Origin of the sequence: Natronorubrum aibiense (assembly GCF_009392895.1) — an archaeon.
In the GTDB taxonomy this organism is placed as follows: Archaea; Halobacteriota; Halobacteria; order Halobacteriales; family Natrialbaceae; genus Natronorubrum; species Natronorubrum aibiense.
The window spans coordinates 2,700,663-2,716,072 of the sequence record NZ_CP045488.1; the positions used below are offsets into that span (position 1 = coordinate 2,700,663).

The following is a 15,410-nucleotide window of genomic DNA, read 5'->3' on the forward strand; positions in this document are numbered from 1 at the left end:
CGTTACCGATCCTCCACTACCATCACGCTGACGGTGCCGGGCCCGTGGACGCCGTGGACGAGGTCGCCCATGTCCGCCGTTGCGCTACGGCCGGTCGCGAAGACGATGCTCTCGCGGTCGGCGAAGTGCTTCTCGAGACGATCGAAGCCGGCCCCGAGATCCGGCACGACGTCGCTCGCGGCGACGATCGCGACGTGGTAGTCGGGATAGAGACTGACCGGTTCGTTGCCCGCAGCCGTCGAGCGGATCGCGACGGTGCCGTACTCGGCGATCCCGAACTGTGCAGGTGTGACGCCAGTCCGTGCCCGCTCGAGTTCGCCAGCAGTTGGTGCCGTCGTCACCGCGTCCGGTTGTGAGACGCCGTCGAACGGAAGGGGAACCCCGACCGCGGGGTCGTCGATCGCCGCTGCGATTCGCTCGGTCGCGTCGGCTGCCGGCACCCGCTCGATGCCCACCTCGAGGGACTCGAGTGCACGTTCGAACCGACCGACGGTATCGATTGTCATCATGTGTCACATTCGAAGCGATCGTCAATAGACTGTCGGACGGTGCGTGGAGTCACTCACTTGCAGTGTGTGGCCCTCGGTCAGTGGCTGCAACGCGGTCAGTCGGTGCCCGCTGCTCACTCGGCGCCTCCATACGTCTCCCGCTCATACTCATGACGGGAGGACTGAGTACGATGCACCAATCAAAAGCGGATCTCACAGTCGTGATGGACACGCCGGACGCGGTGGTCCAACACCAGGCGGGATTCGGCACAGCAGCCGACGACAGCGAATTAGCCGCGGAACGCTTTCGCGTGAGTGCGGGAACCGATCTGACACCGCTGTTGGAGGGGCTTCCTGACGACGCCTGTCAGTGTCCACACTGGGGATACGTGATCGCGGGCGAGGTCACTGTTCGGTACTCGGACGACACCGAGGAAGTAGCTGAGGCCGGTGACGTCGTCTACTGGCCGCCGGGTCACACGGCCTGGGTCGACGAGGACGCGGAGTTCGTCCTGTTTAGCCCGCACGAGGATCACATGGCCGTCTTCGAACACATGGCGACCAAGATGGGTGAGTAACCGATGGCAACGACCACAGCAGAGCGCGTGACGGTTGTCTCGTGTCCACGATGTGAGCAAGAGACGGCCGTTTCGGTACCCGATACGGACGCCGAAATCGTGGTTAGACGGTCCGTCGCGCTCTACGGGGAGCACACGACCGCCGTCTGTCCGGACGGACACCGATTCTGGGTGTACTTCTGTTAGGCCACGACGCTCGAGGGCAGGACGCGTCCTCGCGTGTCGGTTTTATTGCTCGCAGATTTCGAGGAAGTTCTCGAAGATCTCGTCGCCCTCTTCGGTGTGGGCGACTTCTGGGTGCCACTGGACGCCGTAGAGGTCGCGGTCGGTGTCGCTCATCGCCTCGACGCCGCAGACGTCACTTTTGGCGGTCAGTTCGAACCCGTCGGGCAACTCTTTGACCTCGTCGGCGTGGCTCGCCCAGACGCGAGTTTCGGGGTGGAGCGAACCCGTCAGCGGGTCGTCCTCGTCGAGGATGTCGACGGTGACGTCGGCGTACCCGCCATACTCGCCGTTGCCGACGCGACCGCCCAGTTCCTCGGCGATCAGCTGCATGCCAAGACAGATACCGAGTACCGGCACGTCCGCCTCGAGGTAGTCGGCCGACTTGCCGATCCGATCCATGTCGGGGCCGCCCGAGAGGACGACGCCGTCTGCGTCGATGTCTTCGGGTGGTGTCTCGTTGTCGATTAGCTCCGTGTCGACGCCGAGGTCGCGAAGCGCCCGGCGCTCGAGATGGGTGAACTGTCCGTGGTTGTCCACCACGACGATCTTCGTCATTGAGTGGCCATAGCCAGTCACTCGGTAAAAGCGGTCCGAAAACCGTTCTCGGTTCGCGTCGGCGTCGTCTCTGCCGCTCACGGTAAACCCAATCGCACGATGGCAACGGAGCGGGCATCGAAAGCAGTGTGACTGAACGATTCCCGAGCCGGTTCGCTGACCGTCGTCTGCGTTCTCGATCCGTAGATTTGTTCTTTCCACCGATTTCCGGTTTTAGTCCCACATCCTTCCATTTCACGTGCTGTAGAGAAAGCTTCAGACATTGTTTCGGTCGATACCAAAACGTTCATACATCCGTGCGGTATATCGTCGAGTATGACACTCGAGGCCGAGTCCGTGGGTAGTCAGTCGGCAGACGACGGCAGTGTCGTCGCTGCGATCGACGAGATTGATGGTCGTTCGCACCTCGTAATCGCCGATATCACGCGAGACGACGTCTGGCTCTCGATGCCCGAGCGAGACGCCGTTTCGCTCGAGACGTGGCGGTAGGCGGACTGCAGCGAGTGTGTTTTGTCCGGGCATTGTCCCTACTTCCGGTACGTTTATGCGTGTTTCAACGAAGGAGACTAGTATGGCAGTCGATCTCAGTGAGTTCGAGCATCCGTCGTGGGTGACCGCAGGCGGGACAGCAATCGGGTATCTGTTGATCCTCGCCGTGTTGACGGTCGCGTTGTTCATCGTTCCGTGGCTGGTTTTCGCGGCACTGTAGCGTTCGGAACGAGGCAGACGGACGACTGTCCGTCAGTGCCGATTCACCCGCGACCGTCCTGCGGGTGCACCGGGAATCCGGTATCGCAGACCGTCTCAGTCTGAAGCGAACCGAGTCACCGCTGTGGTTGTTCTGTTGGTGTCTGTACCGAGCGAATTGACCCTGAGTTTTCAGTATCGACTGTCGGACGCGTCTGTCGAGCGCCGTACAGCGACGGCGAGGACGCTCTCGAGCGGTGAGAAACGGAGAGAAAACGGCCAGTTCAGGCGAAGGTCTTGGAGACGTCTTCGGTTTCGTCCGAATCGGCCTGGACTTTCTCCCAGGCGTTCCGGAAGTCCTCCATGCGGATTTCGGTTCGCTCGTCGCGGATGGCGAACATCCCGGCTTCCGTACAGACGGCCTTGACGTCGGCTCCAGAGGCGTCCTCGGCCTCGGCGGCGAGTTCGGCGAAGTCGACGTCGTCGGCGACGTTCATGCCGCGGGTGTGGATCTCGAAGATGATCTCACGACCCTCCTCGTTTGGCTTTGGCACCTCGATGAGGCGGTCGAACCGGCCCGGGCGGAGGATGGCGCGGTCGAGCATGTCGAAGCGGTTCGTGGCGGCGATGATCCGGATCTCACCACGCTCCTCGAAACCGTCCATCTCGCTCAAGAGCTGCATCATCGTCCGCTGGACCTCGGCGTCGCCCGACGTTTTGGACTCCGTCCGCTTGGCGGCGATGGCGTCGATCTCGTCGATGAAGATCACGGCGGGTTCGTGCTCGCGAGCGACCTTGAACAGGTCACGGACGAGTTTTGCCCCCTCACCGATGAACTTGTGGACCAGTTCCGAGCCGGCCATCTTGATGAAGGTGGCGTCGGTCTGGTTGGCGACGGCTTTGGCGAGCATCGTCTTGCCGGTCCCCGGTGGTCCGTAGAGCAGGACGCCACTCGGCGGGTCGATCCCGACGTCGTCGAACATGTCGGGTTTCTCGAGGGGCATCTCGACGGTCTCGCGGACCTCCTGCATCTGTTCTTCGAGTCCACCGATGTCCTCGTAGCTGACGTCGGGACTCTCGGTGACTTCCATCACGCGGGCGCGCACGTCAGTCTCGCTCGAGAGGCTCTTGACGATAGACAGCGAGTTGTTGACGGCGACCCGGTCGTCGGGGTCGATTTCCTTGCGGAGTTCGTCGGTAACCTCCGTCAGCGCCTCCTGGTTGTTCCCGTGTTGTTTGATGATGACGCCTTCGTCCGTGATTTCTTGGACGGTGGCGACGAACAGCGGGGACTGCTTGAGCTTCTTGTTTTCGTGTGTGAGTCGCTCGAGTTTCTGCTGGTACTTGTTGTTCTCGGCGTTGGCATCGAGGAGCTTGTCTCTCATCTCCTCGTTTTGCGCCTCGAGGATCTCCAGCTGTTCCTCGAGCGCCTGGATCTTCTCCTGTTGGGACGCCTCGTCCTCGTCGTATGGGAGGTCGACGTCGTCCACAGTGTCGCTCATCACCCGTCCTTTGGGTGTTGCTTCATAAGAGGCTTCGGGTAGGTGCACTCAGTCACGAAATATAACCACTAGGCATTTATCGAAACAGAAAATATTATCACCCTGTATTCGAAACGGAGAGGTGATGAGTGCTTCAGAGTCGTTGCGACACGAGGCCGAACCGCGGGGGACGTGGGATGACGTCAGAGAGCTGCCACCGAGTGCGAAACTCGTCGCGAAGGTCCTCGAGTACAACGACACGATGACCCAACAGCAGATCGCCGACGAAACGCTCCTGCCGTCTCGAACGGTTCGATATGCACTGAACCGTCTCGACGAAGAAAACGTGATCGACTCACGATTTTCTTTCTCGGACGCGCGCAAGCGACTGTACAGTCTGGACATCGAAGCGTAATCGGACGACTGTCACGGCGACGAGGAACTCGACGCATCGACGGTCGATCTTCTCCCTCGATTTTCTCGTTCGACTCTCCGCTCGGATCGACGGTTGCCGACGGAATCCTCGAGCGAACGAATCGGCAGAGACGATGAGGCATTCCGAGTCGCGAGTACAGGCGAGTCGCGCGTTAGTGTGTTTATTCTGTCATTCTTCCCCAGGAGTCGAGCGGATACTGAACGGTTCGACGAGTACAGAAGGTTTATTGGGCATATAGACGCTTCCCAAGATATGTTCAGCACAAGAACGGTTGTGTGCGTCTCTACTGTGTGCTTCCGGACGGATCGTGATACCTCGTGACCGACGACTCGAGAAGCGATATCGATCGCCGGACCGTCCTCGGTGCACTCGCCGGTATCGGTGGCGCTGCGATGGCCGGCTGTTCGGCGTTCGAACGCGAACGCGACGGGCAGACGAGTCGGATAGACGACGACGCGGCGCGGGAGTTGGCGACGCGGTTCGCTCCGACGCTGTATTTCGACGTTCACGAGCCATGGTTTCCGACGGACCCGCGTCCCTACGTCAGCGAGCGCGATGGCGAGACGCTCGTCACCGGATTCGACGCCGTCGACGGCTACCACGAGCAGTACAGCGAGGGAGCCCCCCCGAATCCGACGGTGTTCTACCACGCCGTCGAGTACGAGGGGTCACCGCTCGCCGTGGTCCAGTTCTGGTTTTACTCGGTGTTCGACCAGTTCACGACAAACTTTCATTGGCACGACTGGGAAGTGTTGCACGTCTTCGTCGACACCGAAACCGGCGACCCGCAACTGTACGTCGCCAGTTCTCACTCCCGGACGGTCCCGAACAACGAGTTTCTGGACCCGGATCCGGAGCTGATTCCGCGTATCCTCTCGGAACTCGGTTCCCATTCGAGTACGCTCTCGGTCAACGACGTCCCCGACCGCTTCCAGCGGGTCGCCATCGACGACTTGCTGGCGGATATCACGAACACGGCGCTTGAGGGCATCGAAGACCTCGCAGACCTCGAACTTCCGCTCGCGTACGGACTGCCGCGAGACGAGGGGTCGCGACTCCCGTACCTCGTGCCGGAGTACGACGGTGTCCCAATATACGACCACGAGCGGTTGCCGTCCGTCACTCGCGAGTCGTTGATCGACGACGAGTTGACGGTCCGATCGTACGATGCGCTGACGTCGCCACCAACGGGTCTGCCGACGCGCGAAACTGGACTCGTCTTCGGGCACACCGAGCGAACGAGCGATGCCGACACTGACGTCGAGTACGACCTCGTTCCGAGCGACGAACTCGAGCACATTACGTCGTTTACCGGCCCGCAGTTGAGTTTCGAGTTCACTGTTCCGGATGTAGTCGAGGATGCCATGGCTGGCCACATCACGACGACGGGGACGCCGTGGAGCCAGCCTCGATACGAGAATCCGGCGGCGGATATCTCCGTTCCGAACCACCGGACAGCGCTGGCCGACCGTTACGACGCCATCGGCGAGGCGGCACCGATCAACACCGTGGTCGCTCGTCTCACAGAGACGATCACGGCCGACAACGCGCCGAAGGACGAAGGACTGACGACGACGGAGACGGCCCTCGAGTCGGTCGTCTTGCTCGAGAGCGACCCCGAGGCCGTCCCGACATTCGGTGGCGTCGCGGTCGTCCAGGACGTCCCGGCCGGCGAGCACCGACTGACGATCAACGGTGCCGGTCGAGCACCACACAGCGAACGTGTCAGCGTCTCTGACGACGGGACGCCGACGGCGGCCGGCGTCGGCGGTGAGATTCCGCTGGTCGCCCGCGACGAGGCGACGAAACTGGAAATTCGGGGCGAAAACGCGTCGAGCGACCTCTCGTCGGTGGCCGTCGAAGACGACTTCGCCGGGCGGCTGTACGAGTCGTCGATCGACGGGAACGATGCCGTCTACGTCCACGCAGGCGGGGCCTATACGACCGAGGTCCGGGACACCGACGACGCCGTTGGTGCCTATCGGGTCAACCCCTCTCCCGAAGCCGGGTCGATGGTCCGTATCGAGCGCCCCGAGACCGGCAAAGCATCCCTCTCGGAGTTCGTAGCTGACATTGCCGACGAGACGCGGCTGGCGATTGCAGCGGCTGGCGACGACGATGACGACGGGGACGGAGACGACGAGGACGGAGACGACGATTCGTCGAACGCCGTCGAGGGTCTCGAGCGTGCCCTTGCAGCAGTTGTCGAGGCCGCACGAAGGGCCGCCGAACGGGCACGCGACAGCGAGCGAGCCGGTTCCGACAAGCAACTCGAGGCCGTCGCCGAGCGACTCCAACGGGTAGAACAGCGCCTCGCGGAGGCCAGCGACGACCTCCCGAAGTCGCTCTCGAACGCGACCCGAAACAGACTGAGACAGGCCGATCGGCGCACGGAACAGGCCCGAGCCGCCGAAACGCTGTAATCCGACAGCCGGATGCGCTGTTCGGCTGCGAGACGCCGCCGTGCGCTCGAGTTCACTTTCACACTGGTCACCGAACCCCTTTAGGACGCGCCCGCCAACGAGCGAGCAATGACGCGGGTACTACATACGGGCGATACCCACATCGGGTATCAGCAGTACAACTCGCCCGAGCGACGCCAGGACTTTCTCGAGGCGTTTCGTGACGTGGTCGAGGACGCCGTTGCCGACGACGTCGACGCCGTGATCCACGCCGGCGACCTCTTTCACGACCGCCGGCCGGGACTGGTCGACTTGCAGGGGACCGTCGAAATCTTACGGACGCTCGCCGACGCCGACATTCCCTTTCTCGCCGTTGTCGGCAACCACGAGGGCAAACGCGACGCCCAGTGGCTCGATCTCTTCGCCGATCTCGGCCTCGCAACGCGACTCGGTGCCGAGCCCGAACTGATCGACGACGTGGCCGTTTACGGACTCGATTTCGTCCCCCGTTCGCGTCGCGATGGGCTCGAGTACGAGTTCGCTCCCGTTCCCGAGGCAGCCGACCATGCGACGCTCGTAAGCCACGGCCTGTTCGAACCGTTTGCCCACGCCGACTGGGACACCGAGCGCCTCCTGTCGGAGTCGACGGTCGACTTCGACGCCGTCTTGCTTGGCGACAATCATAAACCCGACACCGCAGAGCTGCTCGACACGTGGGTTACCTACTGTGGCTCGACCGAACGCGCAAGCGCGAGCGAACGCGAAGATCGGGGCTACAACCTCGTCGAATTCACCGACGACGCCGTCTCGATCAGCCGTCGCGGGCTCACCGACACCCGCGAGTTCGTCTTCGTCGACGTCGACCTCGCCGAGGACGAGGGCGTCGACCGCGTTCAGGAACGCGTCCGCCAGCACGACCTCGAGGACGCGGTCGTCATCGTGACGATCGAAGGCGATGGTCGACCGATCACGCCGGCGACGATCGAGGAGGCGGCCATCGACCGCGGCGCGCTCATCGCTCGCGTCAACGACCGTCGGGAGCTTCCCGACGACGAGGAAGCGGTCTCGGTGAGTTTCGCTGACCCCGATGCGGCCGTTCGCGACCGCGTCCGCGAACTGGGACTCAGCGACGCTGCCCTCGAGATCGACGAGGCCGTCCGCGACGACGGGGTGGTCGACTCGAACGTCCGCGAGACCGTTGAACGACGCGTTCGAGGGATTCTCGAGGAAGATGTGGCCGCGTTCGATCCGGCCCCGGACCGCGAGCCCGACGACGAAGACGTGACGACGGTCGCGGATCAACTCGCCGACGACGCTGCTACCAAGACCGATGCTGACACTGCTCCCGAAACCGATGGCGACGCCGCCGCTTCGACTGGCGGCGACGAGCAAACCGAGGGCACGACCGCAGACGGCGAGCGCGGGCCTGCCGACTCGACCTCGCTGGGTGATTTCGCATGAGAGTCGACCGCATCCGCCTGCTGAATTTCAAGTGTTACGAGGAAGCCGAACTCGGACTCGAGCGTGGTGTGACCGTTGTCCACGGCGTCAACGGCAGCGGGAAATCGACACTGCTCGAGGCCGTGTTCTTCGCCCTCTACGGCTCGAAGGCACTGGACGACCGCACCTTAGACGACGTTATCACGACCGGTGAGGACGAAACCGAGGTCGAACTCTGGTTCACCCACGACGGCCGCGAGTACCACGTCGAACGCCGGCTCAAACTCCGCGGCGACCGCGCGACGACGGCGAAATGCGTCCTCGAGACGTCCACCGAAACGATCGAAGGGGCACGGGACGTCCGCCGCGAGGTGACCGAACTGCTCCGGATGGACGCCGAGGCGTTCGTCAACTGCGCGTACGTTCGGCAAGGCGAGGTCAACAAGCTCATCCACGCCTCGCCGAGCGATCGCCAGGACATGATCGACGACCTCCTCCAGCTCGGCGCACTCGAGGACTATCGCGAACGCGCCAGCGACGCCCGACTCGGCGTCAAGACCGTACTCGACGGCCAACAGGAGGTCCTCGAGGACCTCCGAAAACAGGTCGAGCAGAAAGAAGGGAAGGAGCTTCACGAACGCCTGAACAGTCTCGAGGCCCGCCAGAACGAGGTCGGCGAGAAGATCGACCACTACGAAACGCAGCGCGAACAGGCCCGGACCACGCTCGAGACTGCCGAGGACGTCCTCGAGCGCCACGCGGAGACCCGCGAGGAGATCGCAACCCTCGAGGCCGACATCGAGGAGCTGCGATCGAAGATTTCCGACACCGAACGCGACCGCGAGGACGCAACGGACGAGATTCGAGCGCTTGAGGACGAACGCGAGGAACTCGCCGCCGAGCGCGAAGCGTTACTGACGGAGGTCGACCTCGAGAAGGAGAGCGACGGTGCAGTCGAGGCACGTATCGAGACCCTCGAGGCGCGCGACGAGGAGTTCCGGGACGACCTCGAGGACGTCCGCGTCTCGATCACGGAGACCAACAGCGACATCGAACGGCTCCGCGAGGCAGCCGACGACCTCGAGCAACAGGCCGACGGCGCCCGCGAGACGGCCGACGACCTCGAGGCGAAACTCAAGGCCGACGAAGCGGCCATCGCAGAGCGCGAACGCAAACTCGAGGACCTCGAGGCCGACATCGACGCCGAACGCGAGCAGTTCGCCGACGCACCGATCGACTTCGGCGAGGCCGAGGCCCACCTCGAAGCACTCGAGGCAGAACGCGAGGAGCTGACCGAGCAACTCGGCGACGTTACCGCCGATATTAGGACGGCCGAGAACGCGATCGAGGAGGGCGAACGACTGCTCGAGGAGGGCAAGTGTCCCGAATGTGGCCAGCCCGTCGAGGATTCGCCACACGTCGATGTACTGGATGAAACGCGCGAGGAACTCGCGGCTCTCGAGGAGCGACGGACGGACCTCGAGGCCGAGCGCGACGCCCTCGACGACCGGATCGACCGCGCCGAGGCGCTGTGTGAAGCCGAGCGAACGGTCGAGCAACTCGAGGCAAACCGGGAGAACATCGAGCAGTTGCTCGCCGAGAAACGCGAGACGCTCGCGGACCGCCGCGAGCAACGCGAGCAGTTGCGCGAAGATGCCGAGGCGTACGCGGCCGAGGCGGACGAAAAGCGCACCGCTGCCGACGATCTCGAGGGCGAAGTCGCCGACCACCGGACCGAACTCGGCGCGATCAACACCGAACGCGGCGAGATCAAAGATGCTCTCGAGTCGCTCCGACGGCTCGCCGACCTCGACGACGAATGCGAGCGTCTCACAGAGCGGATCGAGGCCCTGCGCGACCGCCGGCAAGACTGGGAGACGATGAACGACGAGCGCCGCGAGACGCTCGCTGCCAAACGCGAGCGCAAGCGCGCCCTCGAGTCGGAGTTCGACGAGGACCGCCTCGAAACCGCCCGCACGGACAAACAGAACGCCGAGCAATACATCGAACAAGTCGATTCGAAACTCGAGGAGCTCGAGTCCAACCACGACAATCTACAGAACGCGATCGGGGCCGCCGAACGGGAACTCGAGGAACTCGAGGAGCTTCGCGAGCGCCTCGAGACCGTCGAGACGCGGTGTGAGCGGCTCGAGTCGCTGTACGACGAAGCCGAGACGCTGCAGGCGACCTACGCCGACCTGCGGGCGGAGCTGCGCCAGCAAAACGTCGAAACCCTAGAACGGCTGCTCAACGAGACGTTCGAGCTGGTCTACCAGAACGACTCTTATGCGGCGATCGACCTCGACGGCGAGTATCGCCTGACCGTCTACCAGAAAGACGGCGAGACCTTAGAGCCCGAACAGCTTTCGGGTGGCGAGCGGGCGCTTTTCAATCTCAGCTTGCGGTGTGCGATCTACCGCCTGCTCGCCGAAGGGGTCGAGGGCACGGCCCCGCTACCGCCCCTCATCTTAGACGAGCCGACGGTCTTCCTCGACTCCGGACACGTCACGCAACTGGTCTCGCTGGTCGAGTCGATGCGCGACCTCGGCGTCGAGCAGATCGTCGTCGTGAGCCACGACGAGGAACTCGTCGGCGCGGCAGACTCGCTCGTCCGCATCGAAAAGGACGCCACGTCGAACCGCTCGCGACTCGAGCGCGGCGAGCCACCCGAAGCGGAGCTGCTTGCGTCAGACTGAAGCTGGCCAAACGGCTCACGAGAACGCACTCACGCTCGAGACAGCGCTTACGAACTGCTGTCTGCGGTCCCGTCCGACGACTCGGCGACCGCTCGAAGCTCGCGTTCCGCAGCCGTTGGGAGGTGGTCGAGCGCAGTCGTACACGTCTCGGTGACTCGGTAGCCGCGCTCGCAGGCGATATCGACTTCCTCGAGTAAGCCAGCAGCCGATAATACCGTGAGCCGACCGTGAAGGTCGCTCTCACAGAAGTCGTACTCGTCGAGTAGCGTGCGGATACCGAGCGGCCCGCGATTATCGAGTTCGATCAGGAGTCCGAGCGTCGCTTCGTCGTGGACGTTCGTCAGGAGCGTTCGGGCCGGGTCGGAGACGGTTCGAGCCGCTGTCTCGAGAGGTGACTCGTCGGTGTCGTCCTCGAGGCGGTCGTTCTGGATGTAACACTCGTTGCCGTTCTTCGGATTTCGAACGAGGCTCGCGTGTTCGGAGCGTTTGAGAAGCAGGTACCGTTTGCCGGTGTCGTCGTGGACGGTTTTCATGGTCGTGTGTGCTCGTCCGGTGACTGATGTACGGAGACCGCTATTGAAGTAGTTTTGCCTCTATTCTGCTACGTCGATTCGGCGTGGTGATCGTCGTCGGTGTCGGTGCTGGTGGCGTCTTGAGACGCGGTTTCGTCGGCTGTCTCGAGGTCGTCACCCGCTGTCTCAGCCGTGTCGGCAGTCGGTTCGTCGTCAGTATCGTCGTCACCCTCAGCCGTGGTGTCGTCGGGCCGTTCGAAGGTTCGATAACGACGGATCGCAAAGCCAGCGAAAACGAGGCCGGCAGCCAACAGATAGGCGCTGTAGGTCTCTTCGCCCTCGAACACCAGAAAGAGAAGGCTGAGTGCAAACGCCAGAACGGCGGCGTTGACGACGAGCACGAGCGCCCAAAAGTGGGTGAGAAGATCGCTGTCGACGTCGGACACCGACGTCGAGAATTCGGGAGCGGCCGCATCCTCCTCGAACTCCGCTTTGAGATCCGACCGCAGGTCAGACCCCGCGTCTTCGGTCGGCACTCGAGGGATGGTCAGTGAGTCGTCATCAGGATCCCTGAACGCCGCTTCGGGATCGTACTCGTCGGGTTCGTCGGGTTCGTGCTCGGATCGGTCGGCTCCCACACTCGAACGGTGGACAACGACTCAAAAAAGCGTTCGTGTTCGACCGGTCGTCGAATCGACGGCCGGTCGAGCGGCGATACACACCGCGACTGGAGCAAATCAGGCGACTTCCGAAAGCGAAAACGTCCGGGAGGTTTCGACCCACGCGAGCGGGTTCTCGGCGTCATAGAAGACGACACCGTCGTCCGTTTCGTAGGACTCGACCGTCGCGGTGCCCGCTGGTTCACTACGTGGCTCGCTTCGATCCGTCGTGTCGTCGTTGACGTGGGTGGACACTTTGATCACCTATCGCCATGGTATGTGTTACCACGTTATATGTCTTGCTGCACCTGCAATACTCAGACGGCACGACGCCAGTCGTCGAATTGAGGGGGTTTTTATCCGGCGACTGCCAAGCCCGATACCATGACTGAGGCGGGCCAAACTGGACTCACGGACTTTTCCGAGGAGTCCTCCGAGCGACCGGACGCAGAGGCGGTCGCCGTCGCGGGAAACGGTGGATCGAACGCTGGCGAGGTGATCGACGTCGTCGAGGAAACCCTTCCAGAAGCCGACGGCACCCTCGAGCTAGCCGTGATGCAGGTCGACTACACCATCGCCGGCTACGGCGACGAGGAACGGCCGATCATGCACGTCTTTGGCCGGACCCCCGACGGCGAGTTAGAGCACGTGCAGGTCGTCGGCTTTCAGCCGTACTTCTACGCGCCAACAGACTCACTCGAGCGCCCGCCAGAAGAGCAGTACGACCGACTCACCGGCAGCCGTGAAGTCGGCGAAAACGGCGAGCCCTACGAGAGCATTCGCGGGGAGAGGCTCACTAAAATCTTCGGGCAGACGCCACGTGACGTCGGGCAAGTGCGCGATGACTTCCAGCACTTCGAGGCCGACATTCTCTTCCCGAACCGGTTTCTGATCGACAAGGACGTTCGAAGCGGCATCCGCGTGCCCGAACGGCGGGCCGACGACGACTCGCTGGTCGTCCCCCACGACGAAGTCGAACCGGCCGACGTCGACGCCGACCCGCGTGTCTGCACGTTCGACATCGAGGTCGACGACCGTTCGGGTTTCCCCGAGGACGGCGAGGAGCCGATCGTCTGTCTCACCAGTCACGACTCCTACCGCGATGAGTACATCATGTGGCTCTACGAGGCTCCCGTTGGTGACGGCGAAATCCCGACCGAGATCGAGGAGTACGAGCCGATCGAAGGCGAACTCGAGCACGAAGTCCGAAACTTCACGGAGGAAGAAGCGATGCTCGAGGCCTTCGTCGACTACGTCCGAGACACCGATCCCGACGTCTTGACGGGCTGGAACTTCGAGGATTTCGACGCACCCTATTTCCTCGACCGCCTCGAGGAACTGCAGGGGCCCCACCACGACTACGATCTCGAGATCGATCGCCTCTCTCGAGTCGACGAGGTCTGGCGCAGCAACTGGGGCGGGCCGGACATCAAGGGCCGGGTCGTCTTCGACCTGCTGTATGGCTACCAGCGGATGGTCTTCTCGGAACTCGACTCCTACCGACTGGACGCCGTCGGCGAGGCCGAATTAGGAGTGGGGAAAGAGCGGTACGCCGGCGACATCGGCGACCTCTGGGAGGACGACCCGACCCAACTGCTCGCGTACAACCTTCGGGACGTCGAACTCTGTGTCGAACTCGATCGCCAACAGGAGATCATCCCGTTCTGGGACGAAGTGCGCTCCTTTGTCGGCTGTAAACTCGAGGACGCCCCCACACCCGGCGACGCAGTCGACATGTACGTCCTCCACGAAGCCCACGGCCGCTTTGCGCTGCCCTCGAAGGGCCAGCAGGAGGCCGGCGAGGAGTACGAAGGTGGTGCGGTGTTCGACCCGATCACGGGTGTCAAAGAGAACGTCACCGTACTCGACCTGAAGTCGCTGTATCCGATGTGTATGACGACGGTCAACGCCTCGCCGGAGACGAAAGTCGACCCCGACGAGTACGACGGGGAGACCTACGTCGCCCCGACCAAGCCCGAGCCGATTCACTTCCGCAAGGAGCCCGACGGCGTCATGCGCGAGATGATCACCGAGTTGCTCGCCGAGCGCGAGGAGAAGAAGTCGCTGCGAAACGAGTACGAACCCGGCTCGCTCGAGTACGAACAGTACGACCGCCAGCAGGGTGCGGTAAAGGTCATCATGAATTCGCTTTATGGGGTGTCTGGATGGGAACGTTTCCGTCTATATGACAAGGAAGCTGCATCTGCAATTACGGCTACAGGCCGAGAAGTAATCGAATTCACGGAGACTGCCGCAAACGAGCTGAATTATCAGGTTGCGTATGGAGACACCGATTCGGTCATGCTCGAGCTCGGCCCCGACGTCCCGAAAGACGACGCCCTCGAGCAATCGTTCGAGATCGAGGAGTACATCAACGAACGCTATGACGACTTCGCACGCGACGAGCTCAATGCGGAGTCTCACCGTTTCCAGATCGAGTTCGAGAAACTGTACCGACGGTTCTTCCAGGCGGGCAAGAAGAAACGCTACGCCGGCCACATCACGTGGAAGGAGGGTAAAGACGTCGACACGATCGACATCGTCGGCTTCGAGTACCAGCGCTCGGACATCGCCCCGATCACCAAGGAGGTCCAGCACAAGGTCATCAAGATGATCGTCAAAGATGGCGACGTCGAGGGGGCAAAGGAGTACGTCAACGGCATCATCGAGGACGTCCGCGCGGGCGACATCTCGCTCGAGGAGATCGCCATCCCGGGCGGAATCGGCAAACGACTCGACAACTACGACACCGACACGGCACAGGTTCGCGGCGCGAAGTACGCGAACCTGCTGCTCGGGACCAACTTCCAGCGTGGCAGCAAGCCCAAACGGCTGTATCTGGATCGCGTCGATCCCTCCTTTTTCGAGCGACTCGAGGCCGAGGAAGGGTTCGACGCCCGCACCGATCCGCTCTACGGCGCGTTCAAGCGCGATCCGGACGTGATCTGTTTCGAGTACGACGACCAGATTCCCGAGGCGTTCGAGGTCGATTACGACACGATGCTCGAGAAAACGCTGAAAGGGCCGATCGAACGCATTCTCGAGGCACTCGGCGTCTCGTGGGAGGAAGTCAAAAGCGGACAAGAGCAGAAAGGGCTTGACAGCTTCATGTAGGATAGACGGATACTGTGTCACACCGTGTCTACGACCCCGATTTCGGGAGGGGATGCAACCCCCAGTATGACGGGATTCGACTCGGTCGCGGCGCCGAAATACGCCGAACCGTAGCTTCGGTTTTTGTTTTATAAAAT

General features: G+C 62.5%; 15 protein-coding genes. 9 read left to right on the plus strand and 6 right to left on the minus strand.

What is annotated here, in order from left to right; genetic code table 11:
- Window positions 1-2 precede the first annotated feature (2 nt).
- Complete coding sequence (locus GCU68_RS13345; RefSeq protein ID WP_152943723.1) at window positions 3-506, minus strand: LUD domain-containing protein; 504 nt, start codon at window positions 504-506, stop codon at window positions 3-5.
- A 173-nt stretch (window positions 507-679) separates the two neighbouring features.
- On the opposite strand from GCU68_RS13345, the gene GCU68_RS13350 reads away from it, so the two are divergent.
- A complete protein-coding gene (locus tag GCU68_RS13350) occupies window positions 680-1,066 on the plus strand; it encodes a cupin domain-containing protein (protein WP_152942390.1) in 387 nt (128 codons plus the stop codon).
- A gap of 3 nt (window positions 1,067-1,069) precedes the next feature.
- Window positions 1,070-1,252: a hypothetical protein gene (locus tag GCU68_RS21345; protein WP_152942392.1), complete on the plus strand. Its 183-nt coding sequence runs from the start codon at window positions 1,070-1,072 to the stop codon at window positions 1,250-1,252.
- Window positions 1,253-1,294: 42 nt separating this feature from the next.
- On the opposite strand, the gene GCU68_RS13360 is transcribed toward GCU68_RS21345, so the two are convergent.
- Entirely contained in the window at window positions 1,295-1,846 is a 552-nt protein-coding gene (locus GCU68_RS13360; protein ID WP_152942394.1) for a GMP synthase subunit A, read from the minus strand.
- Window positions 1,847-2,161: 315 nt separating this feature from the next.
- Between GCU68_RS13360 and GCU68_RS21350 the strand changes: the two genes are divergently transcribed.
- Window positions 2,162-2,335, plus strand: a complete 174-nt coding sequence (locus tag GCU68_RS21350; protein ID WP_168927096.1) for a DUF7556 family protein — start codon at window positions 2,162-2,164, stop codon at window positions 2,333-2,335.
- Window positions 2,336-2,417: 82 nt separating this feature from the next.
- Entirely contained in the window at window positions 2,418-2,555 is a 138-nt protein-coding gene (locus GCU68_RS21355; protein WP_168927097.1) for a hypothetical protein, read from the plus strand.
- Window positions 2,556-2,817: 262 nt separating this feature from the next.
- On the opposite strand, the gene pan1 is transcribed toward GCU68_RS21355, so the two are convergent.
- Complete coding sequence (pan1, locus tag GCU68_RS13365; protein WP_152942396.1) at window positions 2,818-4,035, minus strand: proteasome-activating nucleotidase Pan1; 1,218 nt, start codon at window positions 4,033-4,035, stop codon at window positions 2,818-2,820.
- A gap of 124 nt (window positions 4,036-4,159) precedes the next feature.
- Between pan1 and GCU68_RS13370 the strand changes: the two genes are divergently transcribed.
- The 4 genes from GCU68_RS13370 to rad50 all read left to right on the plus strand — a co-directional run bounded on the left by GCU68_RS13370 (window position 4,160) and on the right by rad50 (window position 10,988).
- The gene (locus tag GCU68_RS13370; RefSeq protein WP_152942398.1) at window positions 4,160-4,429 is read left to right on the plus strand and encodes a MarR family transcriptional regulator; all 270 of its coding nucleotides are present in this window, start codon (window positions 4,160-4,162) and stop codon (window positions 4,427-4,429) included.
- Window positions 4,430-4,842: 413 nt separating this feature from the next.
- Window positions 4,843-6,873, plus strand: a complete 2,031-nt coding sequence (locus GCU68_RS13375) for a hypothetical protein (protein WP_394352485.1) — start codon at window positions 4,843-4,845, stop codon at window positions 6,871-6,873.
- Between the two features lie 108 nt (window positions 6,874-6,981).
- Window positions 6,982-8,313 (plus strand): DNA double-strand break repair protein Mre11, encoded by a 1,332-nt coding sequence (gene mre11, locus GCU68_RS13380; protein WP_152942401.1) that lies wholly within the window; start codon window positions 6,982-6,984, stop codon window positions 8,311-8,313.
- The gene (gene rad50 / locus GCU68_RS13385; protein ID WP_152942403.1) at window positions 8,310-10,988 is read left to right on the plus strand and encodes a DNA double-strand break repair ATPase Rad50; all 2,679 of its coding nucleotides are present in this window, start codon (window positions 8,310-8,312) and stop codon (window positions 10,986-10,988) included. The genes mre11 and rad50 overlap by 4 nt, the downstream gene beginning before the upstream one ends.
- 47 nt (window positions 10,989-11,035) lie before the next feature.
- Here rad50 and GCU68_RS13390 read toward each other — a convergent pair whose 3' ends face one another.
- The 3 genes from GCU68_RS13390 to GCU68_RS13400 all read right to left on the minus strand — a co-directional run bounded on the left by GCU68_RS13390 (window position 11,036) and on the right by GCU68_RS13400 (window position 12,423).
- Entirely contained in the window at window positions 11,036-11,521 is a 486-nt protein-coding gene (locus GCU68_RS13390; protein WP_152942405.1) for a DUF7346 family protein, read from the minus strand.
- A 68-nt stretch (window positions 11,522-11,589) separates the two neighbouring features.
- Window positions 11,590-12,138 (minus strand): DUF7322 domain-containing protein, encoded by a 549-nt coding sequence (locus GCU68_RS13395; RefSeq protein ID WP_152942407.1) that lies wholly within the window; start codon window positions 12,136-12,138, stop codon window positions 11,590-11,592.
- 99 nt (window positions 12,139-12,237) lie between these two features.
- Window positions 12,238-12,423 carry a DUF7331 family protein gene (locus GCU68_RS13400; RefSeq protein ID WP_193565053.1) on the minus strand — a complete coding sequence of 62 codons (186 nt, stop codon included), beginning with the start codon at window positions 12,421-12,423 and terminating at the stop codon, window positions 12,238-12,240.
- 120 nt (window positions 12,424-12,543) lie between these two features.
- On the opposite strand from GCU68_RS13400, the gene GCU68_RS13405 reads away from it, so the two are divergent.
- Window positions 12,544-15,273 (plus strand): DNA-directed DNA polymerase, encoded by a 2,730-nt coding sequence (locus GCU68_RS13405; protein WP_152942409.1) that lies wholly within the window; start codon window positions 12,544-12,546, stop codon window positions 15,271-15,273.
- Window positions 15,274-15,410: the final 137 nt, after the last annotated feature.

What these genes read in the sequence shown, in the direction of transcription:
- GCU68_RS13345 (WP_152943723.1), bottom strand. Translation starts at nt 506, where the DNA reads ATGACAATCGATACCGTCGGTCGGTTCGAACGTGCACTCGAGTCCCTC.
- GCU68_RS13350 (WP_152942390.1), top strand. Translation starts at nt 680, where the DNA reads ATGCACCAATCAAAAGCGGATCTCACAGTCGTGATGGACACGCCGGAC.
- GCU68_RS21345 (WP_152942392.1), top strand. Translation starts at nt 1,070, where the DNA reads ATGGCAACGACCACAGCAGAGCGCGTGACGGTTGTCTCGTGTCCACGA.
- GCU68_RS13360 (WP_152942394.1), bottom strand. Translation starts at nt 1,846, where the DNA reads ATGACGAAGATCGTCGTGGTGGACAACCACGGACAGTTCACCCATCTC.
- GCU68_RS21350 (WP_168927096.1), top strand. Translation starts at nt 2,162, where the DNA reads ATGACACTCGAGGCCGAGTCCGTGGGTAGTCAGTCGGCAGACGACGGC.
- GCU68_RS21355 (WP_168927097.1), top strand. Translation starts at nt 2,418, where the DNA reads ATGGCAGTCGATCTCAGTGAGTTCGAGCATCCGTCGTGGGTGACCGCA.
- pan1 (WP_152942396.1), bottom strand. Translation starts at nt 4,035, where the DNA reads ATGAGCGACACTGTGGACGACGTCGACCTCCCATACGACGAGGACGAG.
- GCU68_RS13370 (WP_152942398.1), top strand. Translation starts at nt 4,160, where the DNA reads ATGAGTGCTTCAGAGTCGTTGCGACACGAGGCCGAACCGCGGGGGACG.
- GCU68_RS13375 (WP_394352485.1), top strand. Translation starts at nt 4,843, where the DNA reads ATGGCCGGCTGTTCGGCGTTCGAACGCGAACGCGACGGGCAGACGAGT.
- mre11 (WP_152942401.1), top strand. Translation starts at nt 6,982, where the DNA reads ATGACGCGGGTACTACATACGGGCGATACCCACATCGGGTATCAGCAG.
- rad50 (WP_152942403.1), top strand. Translation starts at nt 8,310, where the DNA reads ATGAGAGTCGACCGCATCCGCCTGCTGAATTTCAAGTGTTACGAGGAA.
- GCU68_RS13390 (WP_152942405.1), bottom strand. Translation starts at nt 11,521, where the DNA reads ATGAAAACCGTCCACGACGACACCGGCAAACGGTACCTGCTTCTCAAA.
- GCU68_RS13405 (WP_152942409.1), top strand. Translation starts at nt 12,544, where the DNA reads ATGACTGAGGCGGGCCAAACTGGACTCACGGACTTTTCCGAGGAGTCC.